Genomic DNA, 17,094 nt, shown 5'->3' with positions numbered 1-17,094 from the left:
CAAATAGATAGAGCGGTTCCACGATTCCGTCTTAACCGGAACCGCCCTAAAAAAGCCCCGAATGGATTATCCCTCGGGGCTTCTTTTGTTTGGGAGGATTAACGCAGAGCTGAAAAAAGCTTAGCCAGCCTTGCGTAAGTTTTGTTGTTCAGACAGCGCCCAGCCCAGAGGTTGCAGCTTTTGCAAAGCGTCCTGAATTGCGGCGTCCGGTTCGGAACTGAGAATTTCCACGACCGACAGTCCCCGATAATCCGACGCGGCCAGTGCTTTGGCCGCCGCCACGAAATCAACGCTGCCCGTTCCGATGGGGTCGTGCTTCCAGGCGCTTTTCCCAGTGTCGGACATGTGCAGTATATCGAGGTAAGGGACCACCAGCGGGATAGCTTCGCTCAGGTCCTCACTGATGAAATGCGCATTGGCCAGATCGTAGCAGATGGTCAAAGCGGGGCTCGCAAATTCTTCCACCCATTTGACCATGCTCTTTGCATCCGGCAAAACCCCCATCGGGATGTTTTCCAGAAACACCTTTACCCCAGCCCGCTCCGCATAAGCGACCGTCTTCTCGAGAGAACCCCGGAACCAGCCCTCCAACTGCGCCTTTGGTGGCGCATTTAGAGAATTATATCGCCCTGATACGGAGACAAAGCCTTGCGCCCCAAGTTCGTAGGTCGCGTCCAATAGTTTCTTGTTGAAGCCGACCGTCATTTCGCGAATTTCTTCGCGGGGCGAAGCAAGATTATGGTCCAGGCTCTGTGCCGTCAGCGAATGAATGGTCAAGCCTTCCGCTTCCAGAAACCGACGGATGCGCGCATAATCACGCGCCGTCATATTCTGGATGTCGAGATGCGCCGGGCTGACCATCACATCGAAATGCGTGAAGCCAAGCTTCGCCAGACGCTTCAAAGACTCTTCCAGCGGCACTGTCCAGGCATCACTGATCGTACTCACTCCAAGAGGAAATGAGGCCATTTCTTCTTCTCCCGTTTTGATCGTCGCGACTTATTTCAGAGGCGAATTTGCAGTCGGAAAAGCGATGGTCGAACGCATGTCGGTCGTCAGCCAATCCGGCCCGCCTTTCGGTGGCCACACGTTTTTAGCAACGGAATCTACACGGATCTGGCCGCGTTCGTTGACCGAAGCGAAAGGCCAGATATGCGTCATGCGCGGCTTGCCGTCGACGCCATACATGCAGATGGTCAGCTTTGAGAGTTCCGTGCGCGCCGGTACAGCCGCTTCCCATGCCTTTATCGTCGGTTCCAGACCACCGGTCTTGAGAACGTAGGTGCGAAATTCATAGGCAGGACCAAAGCTGCCGATTTCAATCGGCGGCAGAAATGGAAATGGCGCATAGCCTTCAAGTTCCAGTCCGGTCAGCCATTCGGCAGCACCAAACGGGCTGGCCGCGCGAAGTGTGCGCTCACGCTCGACTTCAAAATCGCCGGTGGTATCAAAGCCGCGCAGAACCAGAACCTTATTCAACGCGCCAATATCGGCATAGAAAATGCCCAGAAGACGCCCCTTGCCTTCCCCCGCGAATGCTTCCACTGCCGGCGCAACCTTGGCGGCTGCCCCCATGGACGTGGAAAGAGTGGCGATTTCATAGCGTTGCATGTTTCTTCCTTTCATTCGTGATAACGTCGGGCGCATCTTGTGACACATCGGTAAGCTTTCCGGCGGCATGTTTGGCCACACGCCATCCAAACACCACGGCTGGACCAATGGTCGTGCCCGGCCCCGGATAGGTCCCGCGAAAGATGGAGGCGAGATCATTGCCGCAAGCATAAAGCCCATGGATCGGCTCGCCGTTCTCATTGAGAACCCGGCCAAATTCATCGCCGGAAAGACCCGCGCTGGAGGCGAGATCAGATGGGCGCACAGACATGGCGTAATACGGACCGGCACCAACCGGCCCTAGGCACGGATTAGGGCTGAAGCTAGCGTCGCCATTGAACCTGTTCATCACCGACGTGCCGCGCCCAAAGTCTTCATCAGTACCGGTTGCGGCAGAACGATTATAGGCTTCGACGGTCTGGACAAGCGTGCTCGCGTCGCAACCGATCTTGGCCGCCAGTTCCGGCAAGGTCGCGCCCTCAATCACATATCCGGCCTTGAGCATGGCTTTCAGGTTCTTCGCCCCCGGCAGGATCATCCCCATACCATAGCGATGCAGAAATGCTGCGTCGCAAACCAGGTGGGCTGGATTGGCGCCATTACCAATCTGGCCCATGGAAAAATCATGATAGGAATTGGATTCATTGACGAAGCGCTTGCCTGCGGCGTCAACCGCCAGCAGTCCCGGCTTGGCGCGGTCGAGGATGATATGCGGCCACACGGCCAGCGATCCGTCGGCCCGACGATAGGACGAGCACGGCATCCAGAGGGCGGGGCTATCGCCGCCATCTTCGAAGCGCGCGCCTATCGCCATTGCCACATCCGCTCCATCGCCGGTGTTGGTGACAGGCGCCAGCGAATAATCGCGCGCCGCTTCAGGAAACAGCCGGTCGCGGATTTTCTTGTTCCAGCATACGCCCCCCGTCGCCAGCACGACCCCTTTGCGAGCCCTGACGCGACGCAGTCCCAATGGCCCCTCCAACACCGCGCCAACAACGCGGCCATCCTCCACAATCAGTTCATGAACGCCGGTTTCGAACAGTACTGGCACCTTTGCCTTGCGCAGACTAAAGAGAAGCCGTGCCACCAGTGCATTGCCCATCAAAAGGCGTGTTCCGCGCTTGTAACGTAGACGGTCGAGCACATAGCGCCCGACGATCTGAACGGTGCTGCGGAAATTGGCGATGGAGCCAAAGGGTTGCAGCAAGGCGCCCAGTTCATTGCGTCCCACCATCATACCGCCAAGTCCCATGAATTCGCGGCGCGGCGGACGAACCCGGTCGAAATCATCACGCTCCAGCAGGCGACCGTCAAAAGCGACTGGGCCCAAAGCCCGGCCCCCATAGGCAGAACCTGGCCCGTCGAGATAGTCGGGATGTGCAAGAGCGGCGGCAAATTTCACATCGGTGCGACGGTCGAGTTCCTCGATAGCCTCGCGCCCTGAGGCGAGAAACGCCTCGCGCAGCCGAATGCCGCTGCGATTGGCGACAACGCTTTCCAGAAAAGCGCGCGCATCCTCGACGGTATCAGGAACGCCTGCTTCTTCAGAAAGATGTGTTCCCGGCACCCAAGTGGTGCCACCCGAGGTTGAGGTTGTGCCACCAACCTGTTTGGTCTTTTCACATAGGAGGACATTTAGTCCCTCCAGAGCACCAACCAGCGCCACCGTCATGCCACCAGCGCCTGCACCGCAAACCAGCAGATCGACTTCGTCTGTTCCGTGCTGATCATGATCAGATCGCATATTCTGTTTCCTTGCTGTTGGATTGTGCGCTCTCTATCGCGGCCCGCTTGGCAATGGTTTCAGCTGCGAGGAACCCAAAGGTCATGGCAGGGCCAAGCGTGATACCACCACTTGGATAGTGACCACCCATAATGCTGTTCATGTCGTTGCCGGCTGCATAAAGACCGGCAATTGGCTGGCCCGAAGCATCGAGGACACGCGCAAATGCATCGGTCTCGATACCGGTAAATGTGCCCAGACTGCCCGGTACAATTCGCACCGCATAGAAAGGTCCATTGCGGATGGGAGCAATACAGGGATTGGGTTTCTGATCGGGGTCCCCCTGAACCCGCTGATAGAGCGTCTGGCCGCGATTGAATTGCGGGTCTTCTCCCCATTGCGCATCACGGTTGAACGCTGTGACGGTCGCGTTGAGACCCGCCGCGTCGATGCCGCAGCGTTCAGCCAATTCGGTAATCGTTGCGCCATTGATAAGATAGCCGTTGTTCAACCAACGCCGATAAGGAACGGGCGCTGGTTTGACAGCGCCAAGACCGTAACAGCGCAAAAACCGATGATCGCAGATGAGCCATGAGACAACTGGTTGCCCCTCCGGGGTCGCTGCTATCATATCACAAACATAGTCATGATAGGGGCCGCCCTCATTGGCGAAACGGCTTCCCGAAGCCAATACCGCGATTACACCCGGCTTTCCGCGCTCGACCAGATGCGGAAAACGCCCCACGGTTCCATCATTGCGGGGAACGAGCGATACCGGCGCATAGGCCGCACCATGCACCATGCGGTCGGATACGTGCCCGCCGACCATTTCGGCAAGACGCATACCATCGCCACTGTTTGTCTTGGGCGCTGCCGATGCGTGATCCGTACCGGCCCGAACATGCGGCAAGTGTTCAAAGAGACGCCCTTTATCATGCGGAAAGCCACCTGTCGCCAGCACAACGCCATGTTTGGCAGTGACAGTAAGGGGGCCTTTAGCGGTCATGAGAACGGCGCCCGTGACACGTCCTTGATCAGCGGTCAATTCGCGCGCTGCGGCTCCCGACCAAAGGGTAATCTCCTTATCGGATGCAGACCGCAATAGCCGCGCGACCAGCGCGTTGCCATTGACAAGTTGCATCGCCCGGCGATGAACAACGAGATCGCGCAGATGTTTCGACACGCGCCGTGTAACATAGGCAAATGCCTTGAGTGAACGCATCGCCGTCAGGAACATGCGCATGTCGACGCCCGATGCGATGCCCATGCCCAAAAACGTTGTTTCAGGGATGGGCGGGCGCAATTTTCCGATCAAGGAGCCAAGTTCGCGACCGTCATAAGGTGCAGCGACAACCGAACGCCAGCCTGTCGCCGCCGCCGGTGCATTGCCGTGAAAATCCGGTACGCCGCTGCCCGGATTGAAGCGGACTTGCGTGTTGCGCTCAAAGAAAGACAGCATGCGCGGCGCGGCTTTCAGATAACCGTCGATCATGGCCTCATCGTAACTATTACCAAGAATATGCCTCAAATAGGCTTTCGGCTCATCGGGGTTTTCACCCTTGCCAGCCGATACGGCATGAGGCGCATTGGGGATCCACAACCAGCCACCGGAAAAGGCAGTGGTGCCACCAAATACATCGGCTTTTTCGGCCACGATGACCTTCAATCCGAAATGCGCTGCCGCTACCGCTGCAGAAAGTCCCCCGGCACCAGAACCGATAACGAGGACATCGCATGCCGCTCGATGAGAGGATATCATCGGGTCGTTGTTATCGATGGAGTGGTCGGGAGACATATGTATTTCCTATCTGCCAAAACGCGTAACTATCGGGCTTGGGAGTAAAGGGCGGCGATGGCCGCAATCACCAGCGGAACCGCAAAGACGATCATCACCGTCGAAAGGCTTGCACCCGAACCGATCAGAACACCACCCATCGACGGGCCAACGACGGCACCAAAGCGTCCCGCTCCCATGGCCCAGCCAACGCCCGTGCCCCGGACGGAAGCCGGATAAAGGCTGGCTGCAAGACCATAGAAGGAATTGAAGCCGCCATAGATCGCCATTCCCATGAGGAAAGCCGTGAAGAGTACGATGCCCAGCGACATGTGGACTGTTCCAAACACCACCAGAAGTGCAGCGGCGAGAACTAGGAACACAGCCCCGACAATGCCTTGCGGAAAGCGGTTCGAAAGCTTGCCCATCAGCAACGTTCCCAGAAACGCGCCGAAGTTCAGGATCGCACCGACATAGATGGCATTTTCCAATGTCAAACCGGCTTGGGAGGCGAGCTTCGTCACCCATGAGATAACGAAATAAAGCGACAGGAAGCCCATGAAAATTCCGACCCAGAGCCAAATCGTTGGCACCAGGCGATTTTCGGCGAAGATGGTAGCGAAACCGGCAGCTTTTTGCTGGGGGGACTTTTGCGGCAATTGCTCGACCGACTCCATACCGAGCCTCGCCAGCACATGATTGACGCGTTGCAGAGCATTTTCAGGCCGTTTGCGGACCAGAAAATCCAGCGATTCCGGTAGGAAAAACCAGACGAACGGCAGCACCACCAACGAGGCAACGCCCGCGCCGATCAGCATCATATGCCAGCCGTAGACAGGGAGCAGCGGTGCCATGGCGAGGCCGGTAAAAACCGCCCCAAGCGGATAGCCAGCGGTCATGACGGCCACGGCGAAGGAACGCTCCCTTACCGGTGCAAATTCCGCAGCAAGCGCGGCCATCGAAGCAAGGATCGCGCCGATCCAAACGCCGATGAAGAAGCGCAGGACAACCAGTTCCATGACTGTGGTTACAAAGCCGCTCAGGATCATGGCGACGGTGATTGCTGCCAAGGCAGTAATCGTCAGTGGCCGGCGACCCCATCTGTCTGCAAGCGGCGCAACGAAGAAGCAGCCGATCACCATGCCCGCAAGACTTGCGGAGAACACGACACCAAGCCGCTCCGGTGACAGCGCCCAGTCTGCCGAAAGCGCAGGCGCGATATAGGAAAGAATAACAACATCCATGCCATCGATGGCGTTCAATAAAAAGCAAATCGCCAGAATGATGACTCTCAACGAAGACCAGTTTTGCGAAGCGCCGATGGCTTCTAACGCAATATTGTCCTGCTTCGTTTGATCAATGGCTTTTCCATGCACACCCTTGCGGGCTGCAAGCGTCAGTTTTGCGCCATCGGACCCGACGGCATCTATGCTGTTCATCTGTTCCTCCACTCGATCGCATGCGTTCCACGTTGCATTTGCAGCGCGGTTCCACCGTCATGATGCGACATTCTTGTCCTCGTGCGCCGAGGACTCACGATCCTCACTCCCCAGCGTGAGGATCGTTATACATAAATTTGAATATCATTCCAGAAAATAATTTGATTTTAATTTTTGAGGGAATTCACCAAGCTCAGTGTCGCGGCCAGCGCCTGAGCCGCTCTTTCACGCGGCGCCAGCCGCGCGTGCAATTCTTCGGAGGCGATTTCCACACTGATCGGCACATTCGCAGGCAAAGCCGCCAGAAATGCGCGCAGATCAATACCGCCCTGTCCCGGAAACAGCCGCCCGCCGCGGGCAACGCGGATCAGTTCGCTATCGGTGTCGATGAATTCCTTTGGCGCATCGCATATTTGAAAATAATGAATACGCTCGGTCGGAATACATGTGAGATCATCGACCTTGCCGCCAGTGCGGTCCCAATGCAGAGCGTCGGCAAGCACACCACCATTGGCTTGGCCGGCCTTTTCCACGATGGCCAAAGCCGCTTGTGCGTCCCGCACGCCAGTCCACGGCATGAATTCGAGATCAGCGGTCAAACCATAGCGGCCCGCAAGCTCGGCGAAACGCGCAAAAGTCTGGGTGAGCCGCGCTGGATCTGGATCGTCACCAGCAACCAGAATATTTGCAGCGCCGAGCACTGCCGCACATTCCAGAAACGGCAGAAATTCCTCGACCTTTGTCTGGGCTTTCAAACGCACGATCTCGACATCCCCAATGCGAATGCCGGTATCGGACAAAGCTGACCGGGCCTCTCTCAGAACTGCCGGGTCGGTCAAAATGGGATAGGGGCCCTCACCGCTGGCGGCGGCTGGAAGCAAGCGCAGACCAACGCTGTCATAGCCAGTTTCCGCTGCGATGCGGATCGCTTCTGCAGGAGCGAGATCGAGAACGGTGAGGAATGCGAGTGCGAAATGCCTGTTCATGTCGTTCACACCGCGCAGAGAAAATCGACCATCAGATCGCGTACTTCGACGAACATGTCGGCACCGGTGATTGTGCCGCAGCCGATTTCGCGCGCACGCGCCACAAGCGGGGAAATGGCCGGTTTGGTGATCACTTCTCCCACAAACATGTCGGATGTCAGCTTGTCGCCGTCAAAGGGAAGAGCATCGCCTTCCTTCATGCCCGCAGGCGTCGCATTGACAATAACATCAAATCCGGACGGGTCTGATGTGCCCACGTCAATTTTCGCCAGACCCAGAGAAGAAAGCCGTTCGATCAGGCTATCGCGGCGTGCCGCATCCATTTCGTGGACCGCCAGTTCCGCGATGCCCGACTGAACGAGCGCATAGGCGATAGCCCCACCTGCACCCCCAGCGCCTGCCAGCAAAACCTTTTTGCCTTCCAGCTGGCAGCCAGCCTTACGTAGCGCCGCAACATGGCCCATTCCGTCAAACATCGCGCCTTCCCAGCCTGTTGGGGTCCGTCGCAACGTGTTGACAGAGCCCAGAAACGCCGCCGTTTCGGAAAGACGATCCGCCATGCGCGTGGCTGCGATCTTGTGGGGAACGGTGACAATAATACCATCCAGATTCTGAAGCGCGCGGGCGCATTGCCAGAAACTGGCCAGATCTTCGGGCTTCACGTGGCCCGGTATGCAGATGGCATTATGCCCCCGGGATTGAAGCATCTCGGTTACACCTTGCGGCGATTTCACCTGTGCGATGGGATCACCGATGACGAAGTGGAGACGCAGCGCGCCATTCAGCTCGGGGGCCATATTTCCTCCAATAATTGAATATAATTCAATTTTCGAATATCATGCCAGAAACAAGCGGTCGAGCGAAAAGCGCCGCTCCAGGTCATTATAAGATCGCTGGAAACGAGCTGTTCCAAAGAAATTGGAAAGGCCGAACGCCGTCACTTCCGCAAAACAATGATTGAAAAACAGAATGTGACATGTCAGTTTTAAATTGACATGTCAGTTTCGCAAATGCTACGTTCATATTATAGACTTTTTGTCCATAATGTGAACACAGGAGGAGCCGTGGTCGCGCAACCGCCCGGGGATATCGACCCCGAAACATTGCGTCGGATGCCCTATCAAAAGCCGCAGCCAGTAGAAATGCTGCCTGATTTGGTGGTGCCCAACGCCATTCCAACCGACGAACGTATCTGGGTTCCACAGTCCGAAAATGTCTGGTTCCGGCCATTGTGCCTCAACCGGTCAGCCGGTTACTGGATGAACCTGTTGAAGGTTCGCAAGTCTGGCGTGCTCAGCCGCCATCGTCATCCTGGCCCTGTCCACGCGCTGGTGCTTAAAGGCAGCTGGCGCTATCTGGAGCACGACTGGATCGCCACCGAGGGGGCCTATGCTTTCGAACCACCAGGCGAAATCCACACGCTGGTTGTCGATGAAGGTGTGGAAGAAATGATCACCTATTTCCAGGTTAATGGTTGCATGTATTACGTCGACCCCTGGGGCAACAATAACGGCTATGAAGATGTCTTCACGAAGATAGACATGTGCCGGAAACATTATGAAGAAATCGGCCTCGGCGCCGACTATGTCGATCAGTTTATCCGCTGATCGCAATCGGTTGCCGGATACAAAATAAGTCAAAAAGGCAGGTTTGAATCCTGCCTTTTTGCAGCACCAGTTGCACGCTCCCATTCTCCCAACCCCTCAAAGAGTTTTCACCATGACCTATGCCCCCGATCTGTTTTCAGGGAAACTGGCGCTCGTCACCGGAGCCACAACCGGCATTGGAGCCGGAATTGCGACCGGCCTTGCCAGACTTGGCGCGCGTGTCGTCGCCGTTGGCCTCGGTAGCGACCAGTCAAAGCCGGAAGCAGGTCTCGATATCAGCTATCATGAACTGGATGTTTGCGATGCAAATGGCGTTCAGGCGCTGATTGACGGTCTCGACCGGCTCGACATGGTGGTCAATTGCGCAGGCGTCATCCGGCGGCATGAGGAACATGAACTCGACGTGTTTGAAAAAGTGCTCGCCATCAATCTTACCGGCACGATGCGCGTCTGCACGGCAGCGCGCAGCAAACTCGCGGAAGGCAAAGGCGCCATCGTCAACACCGCTTCCATGCTGTCCTTCTTCGGCGGCGGGCTTGTCCCCGCCTATAGCGCCAGCAAGGGCGGCGTGGCTCAGCTCACCAAATCGCTGGCTATCGCCTATGCTCCCGACGGCATCCGGGTGAATGCTGTTGCACCCGGCTGGATCGCCACGCCGTTGACACAGGCTTTACAGGACGACCCCACGCGTTCCGGGCCCATCCTCGACCGCACCCCGATGAAGCGCTGGGGCAAGCCGGAGGATATTGCTGGCGTTGTCGCGTTTCTTTGCAGCCCTGCGGCAGCCTTTGTCACCGGTATTGTCATGCCCGTCGATGGCGGCTACCTAATAGCCTAACCAAAGGCCGAAGGACCGCTGAAACAGGGAGAATAGATCCTGACAATGCAGGAAAAAGTACCCGGCACCGCCGCGTTCTCCCGTTTCATGCAGGTCTTGCAGGCTGTCAGCGATCAGGAACAACCGCTGACGACTGCCAGGCTTGCCACGGCGGTCGATTTGCCTCGCCCTACGGTTTATCGCATCGTTGCGGCGCTCAGGGCCGAAGGTATGCTGACGGAAGTTCGGGGATCGGGCTTGTTGTTGCTGGGCCCGCGGCTTATCAGCCTTGCCGCACGCAGCTGGGAGCGTTCGGATTTGAGACAAGCGGCGGAATTGCCGCTGGCGCGGCTGCGCGACGCCATCGATGAGACAATCCATCTGGCGATCCGCAGCGGCAATGAAATGATCTATATCGACAAGCTGGAAAGCAACCGAACCGTCAGGATGATGTCCCGGGTAGGCACAAGGGTGCCGCTTCACTCCAGCTCGGTCGGGAAAGCCTGGCTTGCGGCGCTTGATCAGGCTGAAATTCAGGCAACGCTCGATACGCTGCCCCTTCCCCAAAGAACGCGCCATACGATTACCGGTCGCGACGAGTTCGCCCGTGAGATCGGGGCGACCCGCGAGCGCGGTTATTCCCTCGATCTGCAAGAAAACGAGGACGATATCTGCTGTTACGGTCGCGCTATCGTGGATCGCAACAGGCAGGTACTGGGCTGTATCAGTGTCAGCATGCCGCGATATCGGTTCGAGGAAACCCCGGCGGAAGCAATCCTCAGGGCGATGGCGGATTGTGTCCGCGACATCGCCCGTCAGTTTAATGAGTTTAACGGCTGACCCTCACGCAAACACGACGGAGACCGGGCTGCCGATCTCATAAGTTTCGCCAAGTGGCGAAAGCGCCCCGCTTGTCTGATCAATCGCGTAGACCGCGAGCGAATGACCGTCCTGATTGGCTGCAACCAGACAGCGCCCACTCGGGTCGATAGCGAAATCGCGCGGGGTTTCACCCCGGGTCGTGTACCAGCCAACAGCCTCCATTTCTCCACTTTCAGCATGAACCTTGAAAGCGACGATAGTATCGTGACCGCGATTGGATGCGTAGACGAACCGTCCGTTCGGGTGGACGCGGATTGCCGCGCAAGCCGATTCACCGGTAAAGACCGCGGGCAAGGTGGAGATTTCCTGGATCAGCCGGATTGCATCGTCGCCAAGGGCATATGCGCTGACCGAGCATCCCAGTTCATGCACAACGAAGAGCTTCGACCCATCGGTCGAAAGCGCCATATGCCGGGGCAGATACCCGCCTCTGGTTTTCACCACGCGATCGGGAGTTGTTGTTATCAAGCCTTCAGCAAGTGAATAACGCGCAATCTCATCCGTTCCTGCATCGCAGATCAGAACGTGGTTGCCATCGGGAGTGACCGCTGCGCAGTGAACATGCGGTCCTTCCTGCCTGCTCTCGTTGGGACCCGTCCCACTGCGCTGAACATTGACAACCACTCCGGTCGCAACACCGGCGGCGTCGAGTTCGCAGGTTATGAAATTTCCGCTCAGATAGTTGGAAACAAAAAGCCTGTCTTCGGCTTTGTCCAGCGCAACGTGGCAAGGCCAGTCGCCCATCGCATCGACTCGACCGAGCAATCGTATATCGCCCGAGGCTTTATCGAAGCTGAGCGCTGCCGCCGCCGCGCCATCCTTGGCAGAAAGTTCCTCGACGGCATAAAGCGTCTTCTTATCGGCAGATAGCGTCAGATAAGTCGGGTTGCGAAGCCCCGCGAATTGCGAAACCGGTGTGATCCGACCGCTTTCGCTCGAAAGCCGAAGAACGCTGATCCCCTGCCCGCGCGCCTGCACATGGGGTAGCGAATCCGTATAGCTGCCAATGATCAGGGTGATTTCGTCCGGATTGTTATTCTGTTCGGTCATGATTGGGGTCTCCTCCATTCATTGGGCGATGCGGGCGTAAAGATCGTCCTGCGGATGATAGCCGAGGAAGCGTTTGCCATTGTCGAGGCTCCAGTCTGAACCGGCATTCGCCGATACACCGTTAACCACAATGCCTTGCTCCGGCCAAGCGTCGCTCGATGCGGTGACGCTGGCGAAGACAAGCTGTTCGAAATCGCCGTTGGATAACCACATATTGCGGAACCATCGTAATGTGCGCGCTTCCTCTGCGTCGGCGGCGCTAGTCGCGCTCTGCCCGCTGGGCGAGCCGGAGGTGCTGATATCGGCAGGGTCGTTGTCGCCGGGCAACGCCCAACCGACGCGCAACGACACAGCGCTCAGACGTCCCTTGGAACCAGCGGCAAGACCGGCGACGAAACGCTCACCCATGATCTTGGAGGAACCATACGCCGTCGAGTCGATATCCTTCGTGCCATCGTTCCAGCGGGTGCCCGGCGCTGGCGCCAGTTCCTCGCGGAGGGCACCCGGAGCCATGGTGGCGGCCAATTCGCCATCCTTGTATCCGCCCATCGCGTGATTGGACGAGCAGAAGACATAACGGGCGACGCCATGCTCAAGACAAGCGAGTCCGAGATTGACGGTCATGTCGAATGACGCAGCCGCTTCGGACCATGTGGAGTCCGGCACGGGGTTTTTTGCGGCAAAATGAACAACTGCATCCACACCCTCAAGGTGTTGACGCCAACTTCCGTTCGCATCCGTCAGATCGGCCACCACGATTTCGATCTTGTCGTTCTCCGGTTTCGGTGGCGTGCGATTGGGCGAATAGAAACCAATGACTTTCTCGCACCAGGGCGCTGCGGCCAGTGCTGCGACAGCCTTCGCGCCCAGATTTCCACCAGCGCCCGTCACAATAACCGTTTTTGCCGTGCGCAATTTGGCATCCTTCTCCATATGTCTCACTCCCTTTCGGTATCTTTTCGCCTTTCAGCGCATGAATCGTTTGAACAGGCTAGATGCCGTGTCTCGTCCCTTGCGGTACAGAATAGTCGTGCAGCGGACGAAACCTCAACGCATCCTTGTTAAGGGTCGCAATATCGGGGCATCCAAGAAGTCCCAGCCCGCGATCCACCTCCGACGACAGGATGCCGATGGCATGCCGCGCGCCAGCCTCACCGCCTGCGGCCAGACCATAAATCCCAGCGCGGCCGATCAGCACAAGATCAGCTCCCAGAGCCTTCGCCTTGAGAATATCGGTGCCGCGCCGGAAGCCGCCATCCAGCATGATAGCAAGCTTGCCTTTCAGCTCGGCGGCAATTTCCGGAAGCACTTCCAGAGCCGATACCGCACCGTCAAGCTGACGTCCGCCGTGGTTGGAAATCACGATCCCATCGGCGCCGCAATCGAGCGCCAGCCTTGCATCGGCTGCCGTCGAGACACCTTTCACGATGAGTTTTCCCGGCCACAGATCGCGCAGCCAACGAATGTCGTTCCAGTTGAGAGATGGATCAAGCTCGCGACCTAACACCGCCGACGCACCTTTGGCAGAGTCCTGTCCCGGTGGCAAAAGATCGCCAAGGTTCTTGAAACGCGGCAAACCATGCGGGATCGGCACATCCAGCAACCAGCGCGGATGCAGAGCCGTGTCGATAAGGTTGCGCAGATTGAGCTTCATGGGGCGGCGAAAATTGCGAAGGTCCCATTCGCGATTGCCATAGACCGGAATATCCGTCGTGACCACAAGGCCTTGAAACCCGGCGGCCTTGGCGCGTTCGGCGACTTTGCGGACGAATTCGCGTGTCCGGTACATATAGACCTGCATCCACAACATACCGCCTGCATGTTCGGCGATATCTTCCATCGAGGTATTCGAGACATTGCTGAGCGTGAACGGAATACCAGCTTTCGCAGCGGCGCGCGCAAGCTTCAGGTCGCCCTGATGCGTGAGCATTCCGTTAAAGCCGGTCGGCCCGATAGCAAACGGGCTCGCCACACGCTGGCCGAACAGCTCGACCGACTGGTTTCGACTGGTCACATCGACAAGCGTGCGCGGCAGAAAGCCGATCTGTTCGAAGACTTCCCGGTTGCGGTGCAACGTCACCTCGTCATCCGCTCCGCCTTCGACATATTCGAAGCAGAAATTCGGCGTTCGGCGGCGCGCGATCAAACGCAGTTCCTCGATGTTGCGGGCGCGTCTGAAATCCCAACCCGCGTAATATCGTCTTTTCATCAAATGCTCGCTGTCCGTTGCAGAATATGCCCATGCAAACAGAAATGTAACATGTCATTAATTGTATTAATGGCTCCGCACCCTCTGCCTGCGGAGCCACTATCTGGAAAATGCGTCAGCCGCTGTGATAGCCACCATCAACCGGCAATACGGCACCGGTGACGAAAGCTGCCGCAGGTGACGCAAGGAAAAGCGTCGGCCCTACAAGATCATCCACCGTGCCCCAGCGCTTCAGCGCCGAGCGCTGCGCGATCTTGTCCGCACTGCCCTCGACCTGCCAGAGGTCTTTCGTCATGTCGGTCTTGTGATAGCCCGGCGCGACTGCGTTGACGCGCACGCCGTCACGACCATATTTATGCGCCATGGCGCGGGTCAGACCGACGATACCCGCCTTGCTCGCGGTGTAGGCGGGCACGGTTTCATCGGCAAGATAGCTCAGCATCGATGCCACATTGATAATATTGCCGCCGCTCGCCTCCAAGAGAGGATAAGCGCTGCGGGCGAGGCGCATGGCGCTCGACAGGTTGATATCGATCACATTCAGGAATGTATCTTCATCCCATTCCTTGTCCGGGCGGGAAATGCCCTGACAATTTACCAGAACATCCAGACGCTCCAGTTTGGCAAAAAATGCATCAGCGGCTGGCGCATCGCGCACATCCAGACGCTGGAACGACAGCCGGTCAGTCGCAAACTGTGCGGCCTCTGCGATACGCTGTTCTGAACTGCCCGTGGCGATGACGGTCGCACCGGCTTCGGCAAAACCGCGCGCCATGGCAAGCCCGATGCCGCTGGTACCGCCGGAAACGATCACAACTTTGCCGTCAAAGACCGGCTTTGCGAATGTGCTTACATCCATTTTGATTAACCTCCTCATTTGTCCTTGAAATCACGAAGCCAGTGCCCTGAGCGCCGAAACCACCATGTTGGCTGTAACGGGCATCGGCTCGTTGTGAATAATCTCGCCTTCGCGGGTGGCGCGCCTTGCGACGACGCCAAGTTTTTCTTCCGTCACCTCAGTTATGCCGATATCGGACAGGCGGTTGGGAAGGCGCACCGATTGACAAAAGGTACGTACGCGCTCGAATTCTTCTGTTTCGCCAGCAATGAGCAGTCCCGCCAGCACGCCGATCGCGACCTTTTCGCCATGCAGATGATGGTGCACGTCATCCAGTTCGCAAAGGCCATGGTGAATGGCGTGGGCGGCTGCAACGCCGCCGGATTCAAAGCCAATGCCCGACAAGAGAATGGTGGCTTCGACGACGCGTTCCAGCGCCGGGCCCGCCTCGTTGCGGTCGCATTGCGCAAGTGCTTCTTCACCGAAGGCAAAGATTTCATCCCGGCATCTGGAGGCAATGGCAAAAGCCAGATCGGCGCCGGGCAGACCCATGCAGTTCGCCGCACCACTTCGGCGGCAGGCCTCGGCCTCATAGAAGGTGGCAAGTGCATCGCCGATCCCCGCCGCCAGATAGCGGGAGGGAGCGCGCGCGATCAGCAGCGTATCGACAAGGACGAGATCGGGATTGCACGGCAGGAACAGATCATAGGCAACCGTACCATCATCGCGATAAACCACGGCAAGCGCACTGCACGGCGCGTCGGACGCGGCAATTGTCGGAACGACGACAACCGGAAGGCCGAGCCGGTGAGCGACAGCCTTGGCCGTATCGAGCACCTTGCCACCGCCGATCCCGACGATCAGGTCTGAGGACGATGTGGCGGCCAGTTTCTGGACATGCTCCACTTCCGCTTCCGAACACTCGCCGCCATGTCTGACAGCCACCGGCTGCATGGCCTCGCCGAAGGCGGAACACAGGCGCGGTTCCAGCTCCGCGAAAAGAAAACCGTCCAGAAGCGCCAAAGGTTTGACGCCAAGTTCGGGACTGTGCTGCCCCAGTTGCGCGAAGACATTGGGGCCCTGGATATAGCGGCCCGGAAAACGAATGCCACGGACGGAAGACAGGTTGCTCATGAAGCCCCTCCGATCCGCACCACGATTTTCCCAAGTACGTTACGCTCGCGCATGCTCTTGAGCGCATCGACCGCCTCGTCCAGCGAAATGACCTGCTCGATCATCGGGTCAATTTTCTTTTGCTGCAAAAGCGCCAGCATGGCGTCGCCCATCACGGCGAAGTCTCGCTGGGTGGGAACATGCCCGGCGGCATAGGCGCCGCCCAGCGCCACCTCATGGATGGAAGCGGCATAGGTATAGGGCGGAACGTCACGCAAAACCGGCATGGGATCAATGCAGAGCAGATGCCCGTTATAGCGGATCAGATCAAGTGACTGCCGCGCATCGCCGGGATTGGCGACCTCCAGCATGATATCGGCTCCGTAACCATCGGTGAGCGCGTGCACGTGTTGCTTCAGATCTTTTGCATGGCGGTCCAGAACATGATCCGCGCCAAGCGATCTTACGCGCGGTTCCTGATCCTTGCGCGCCAGAGCGATGACCGTCGCGCCTTTGGATTTGGCGATCTGCATGGCAAAGCCGCCCACGGCGCCGCTCGCGCCCTGAACAAGTACGGTCTGCCCTACTTCCACGTGCGCCTTGCGCACCAATGCCTGATAGGCAGTCAGGCCAGCACAGGGCAGCGCCGCCGCAGACGTCGCCGCTATATCGTCTGGCAATCGGGACAGGACGTGGCTGTCAGCCAGTGCAAATTCGGCCAAAACGCCCTGCCGGTTAAGGTCGCTGTGCCATAGGACTCGATCCCCCACGTTCCAGCCCGTCACGTCCGGTCCCAGACTGTCGATCACGCCTGCGCCATCAAGGCCAACGACATGCGCGCCGGTTCCTTGCCACCATGGCGCAAAGCCGGTCGCAAGTTTCCAGTCCACGGGATTGAGCGATGCCGCCTCAACGCGGACGCGGACCTGCCCTTTAGAAGCTTGTGGACGCGGAATCCGGCGCAGGCTGACACCCTCCATCTTCTCGTCCGGCGCATCGCAAACGACGGCCCACATCAATGGCTCGCCTGAAACATGTAACATGT

At 58.0% G+C, this 17,094-nt stretch carries 16 protein-coding genes; 3 read left to right on the top strand and 13 right to left on the bottom strand.

The features are described from left to right. Positions 1 to 120 precede the first annotated feature (120 nt). The 7 genes from WIX40_RS21630 to WIX40_RS21600 all read right to left on the bottom strand — a co-directional run bounded on the left by WIX40_RS21630 (position 121) and on the right by WIX40_RS21600 (position 8,330). Positions 121 to 969 carry a sugar phosphate isomerase/epimerase family protein gene (locus WIX40_RS21630; RefSeq protein ID WP_109365636.1) on the bottom strand — a complete coding sequence of 283 codons (849 nt, stop codon included), beginning with the start codon at positions 967 to 969 and terminating at the stop codon, positions 121 to 123. A gap of 30 nt (positions 970 to 999) precedes the next feature. After that, the gene (locus WIX40_RS21625; protein ID WP_339442096.1) at positions 1,000 to 1,611 is read right to left on the bottom strand and encodes an NIPSNAP family protein; all 612 of its coding nucleotides are present in this window, start codon (positions 1,609 to 1,611) and stop codon (positions 1,000 to 1,002) included. Beyond that, complete coding sequence (locus WIX40_RS21620; RefSeq protein WP_339442094.1) at positions 1,598 to 3,355, bottom strand: FAD-binding protein; 1,758 nt, start codon at positions 3,353 to 3,355, stop codon at positions 1,598 to 1,600. Before WIX40_RS21620 ends, WIX40_RS21625 begins: the two co-directional genes overlap by 14 nt. Beyond that, positions 3,345 to 5,129, bottom strand: coding sequence for an FAD-dependent oxidoreductase (locus WIX40_RS21615; RefSeq protein ID WP_339442093.1), 1,785 nt, complete (start codon positions 5,127 to 5,129; stop codon positions 3,345 to 3,347). The genes WIX40_RS21620 and WIX40_RS21615 overlap by 11 nt, the downstream gene beginning before the upstream one ends. 29 nt (positions 5,130 to 5,158) lie before the next feature. Then, a complete protein-coding gene (locus tag WIX40_RS21610; protein WP_339442091.1) occupies positions 5,159 to 6,547 on the bottom strand; it encodes an MFS transporter in 1,389 nt (462 codons plus the stop codon). 167 nt (positions 6,548 to 6,714) lie between these two features. Further along, on the bottom strand, positions 6,715 to 7,533 hold the full coding sequence (locus WIX40_RS21605; RefSeq protein ID WP_339442089.1) for a sugar phosphate isomerase/epimerase family protein: 819 nt from the start codon (positions 7,531 to 7,533) through the stop codon (positions 6,715 to 6,717). A 5-nt stretch (positions 7,534 to 7,538) separates the two neighbouring features. Further along, entirely contained in the window at positions 7,539 to 8,330 is a 792-nt protein-coding gene (locus WIX40_RS21600; protein WP_140026008.1) for a shikimate dehydrogenase family protein, read from the bottom strand. Positions 8,331 to 8,645: 315 nt separating this feature from the next. Here WIX40_RS21600 and WIX40_RS21595 point away from each other — a divergent pair, with 315 nt between their 5' ends. The 3 genes from WIX40_RS21595 to WIX40_RS21585 all read left to right on the top strand — a co-directional run bounded on the left by WIX40_RS21595 (position 8,646) and on the right by WIX40_RS21585 (position 10,797). Continuing rightward, the gene (locus WIX40_RS21595) at positions 8,646 to 9,140 is read left to right on the top strand and encodes a 2,4'-dihydroxyacetophenone dioxygenase family protein (RefSeq protein WP_339442395.1); all 495 of its coding nucleotides are present in this window, start codon (positions 8,646 to 8,648) and stop codon (positions 9,138 to 9,140) included. Positions 9,141 to 9,252: 112 nt separating this feature from the next. Beyond that, entirely contained in the window at positions 9,253 to 9,978 is a 726-nt protein-coding gene (locus tag WIX40_RS21590; protein WP_124915796.1) for an SDR family NAD(P)-dependent oxidoreductase, read from the top strand. Positions 9,979 to 10,023: 45 nt separating this feature from the next. Further along, entirely contained in the window at positions 10,024 to 10,797 is a 774-nt protein-coding gene (locus WIX40_RS21585) for an IclR family transcriptional regulator (protein WP_339442085.1), read from the top strand. 3 nt (positions 10,798 to 10,800) lie between these two features. On the opposite strand, the gene WIX40_RS21580 is transcribed toward WIX40_RS21585, so the two are convergent. From WIX40_RS21580 to WIX40_RS21555, 6 genes are all read right to left on the bottom strand, one after another. After that, positions 10,801 to 11,889, bottom strand: a complete 1,089-nt coding sequence (locus tag WIX40_RS21580) for a lactonase family protein (protein ID WP_339442084.1) — start codon at positions 11,887 to 11,889, stop codon at positions 10,801 to 10,803. Between the two features lie 18 nt (positions 11,890 to 11,907). Continuing rightward, positions 11,908 to 12,822 (bottom strand): NAD-dependent epimerase/dehydratase family protein, encoded by a 915-nt coding sequence (locus WIX40_RS21575; RefSeq protein ID WP_339442082.1) that lies wholly within the window; start codon positions 12,820 to 12,822, stop codon positions 11,908 to 11,910. 58 nt (positions 12,823 to 12,880) lie between these two features. Beyond that, positions 12,881 to 14,098 (bottom strand): alpha-hydroxy acid oxidase, encoded by a 1,218-nt coding sequence (locus tag WIX40_RS21570; protein WP_339442080.1) that lies wholly within the window; start codon positions 14,096 to 14,098, stop codon positions 12,881 to 12,883. 115 nt (positions 14,099 to 14,213) lie between these two features. After that, positions 14,214 to 14,957 carry an SDR family NAD(P)-dependent oxidoreductase gene (locus WIX40_RS21565; RefSeq protein WP_339442078.1) on the bottom strand — a complete coding sequence of 248 codons (744 nt, stop codon included), beginning with the start codon at positions 14,955 to 14,957 and terminating at the stop codon, positions 14,214 to 14,216. 30 nt (positions 14,958 to 14,987) lie between these two features. Next, a complete protein-coding gene (locus tag WIX40_RS21560) occupies positions 14,988 to 16,070 on the bottom strand; it encodes a glycerol dehydrogenase (protein ID WP_339442076.1) in 1,083 nt (360 codons plus the stop codon). Continuing rightward, entirely contained in the window at positions 16,067 to 17,092 is a 1,026-nt protein-coding gene (locus WIX40_RS21555) for a zinc-binding dehydrogenase (RefSeq protein WP_339442075.1), read from the bottom strand. Before WIX40_RS21555 ends, WIX40_RS21560 begins: the two co-directional genes overlap by 4 nt. Between the last annotated feature and the right edge of the window lie 2 nt (positions 17,093 to 17,094).

This window comes from Ochrobactrum teleogrylli (assembly GCF_037482325.1).
GTDB classification, from domain to species: Bacteria; Pseudomonadota; Alphaproteobacteria; order Rhizobiales; family Rhizobiaceae; genus Brucella; species Brucella teleogrylli.
Note: the sequence above shows the minus strand (reverse complement) of the source record. Positions and strands in the feature narration are given on the sequence as shown.

Bases quoted from the DNA above. Each gene is read 5' to 3' on its own strand.
- WIX40_RS21610 (WP_339442091.1), bottom strand. From the start codon at position 6,547: ATGAACAGCATAGATGCCGTCGGGTCCGATGGCGCAAAACTGACGCTT.
- WIX40_RS21625 (WP_339442096.1), bottom strand. From the start codon at position 1,611: ATGCAACGCTATGAAATCGCCACTCTTTCCACGTCCATGGGGGCAGCC.
- WIX40_RS21605 (WP_339442089.1), bottom strand. From the start codon at position 7,533: ATGAACAGGCATTTCGCACTCGCATTCCTCACCGTTCTCGATCTCGCT.
- WIX40_RS21570 (WP_339442080.1), bottom strand. From the start codon at position 14,098: ATGAAAAGACGATATTACGCGGGTTGGGATTTCAGACGCGCCCGCAAC.
- WIX40_RS21580 (WP_339442084.1), bottom strand. From the start codon at position 11,889: ATGACCGAACAGAATAACAATCCGGACGAAATCACCCTGATCATTGGC.
- WIX40_RS21630 (WP_109365636.1), bottom strand. From the start codon at position 969: ATGGCCTCATTTCCTCTTGGAGTGAGTACGATCAGTGATGCCTGGACA.
- WIX40_RS21620 (WP_339442094.1), bottom strand. From the start codon at position 3,355: ATGCGATCTGATCATGATCAGCACGGAACAGACGAAGTCGATCTGCTG.
- WIX40_RS21585 (WP_339442085.1), top strand. From the start codon at position 10,024: ATGCAGGAAAAAGTACCCGGCACCGCCGCGTTCTCCCGTTTCATGCAG.
- WIX40_RS21590 (WP_124915796.1), top strand. From the start codon at position 9,253: ATGACCTATGCCCCCGATCTGTTTTCAGGGAAACTGGCGCTCGTCACC.
- WIX40_RS21595 (WP_339442395.1), top strand. From the start codon at position 8,646: ATGCCCTATCAAAAGCCGCAGCCAGTAGAAATGCTGCCTGATTTGGTG.
- WIX40_RS21615 (WP_339442093.1), bottom strand. From the start codon at position 5,129: ATGTCTCCCGACCACTCCATCGATAACAACGACCCGATGATATCCTCT.
- WIX40_RS21565 (WP_339442078.1), bottom strand. From the start codon at position 14,957: ATGGATGTAAGCACATTCGCAAAGCCGGTCTTTGACGGCAAAGTTGTG.
- WIX40_RS21560 (WP_339442076.1), bottom strand. From the start codon at position 16,070: ATGAGCAACCTGTCTTCCGTCCGTGGCATTCGTTTTCCGGGCCGCTAT.
- WIX40_RS21575 (WP_339442082.1), bottom strand. From the start codon at position 12,822: ATGGAGAAGGATGCCAAATTGCGCACGGCAAAAACGGTTATTGTGACG.
- WIX40_RS21600 (WP_140026008.1), bottom strand. From the start codon at position 8,330: ATGGCCCCCGAGCTGAATGGCGCGCTGCGTCTCCACTTCGTCATCGGT.
- WIX40_RS21555 (WP_339442075.1), bottom strand. From the start codon at position 17,092: ATGTTACATGTTTCAGGCGAGCCATTGATGTGGGCCGTCGTTTGCGAT.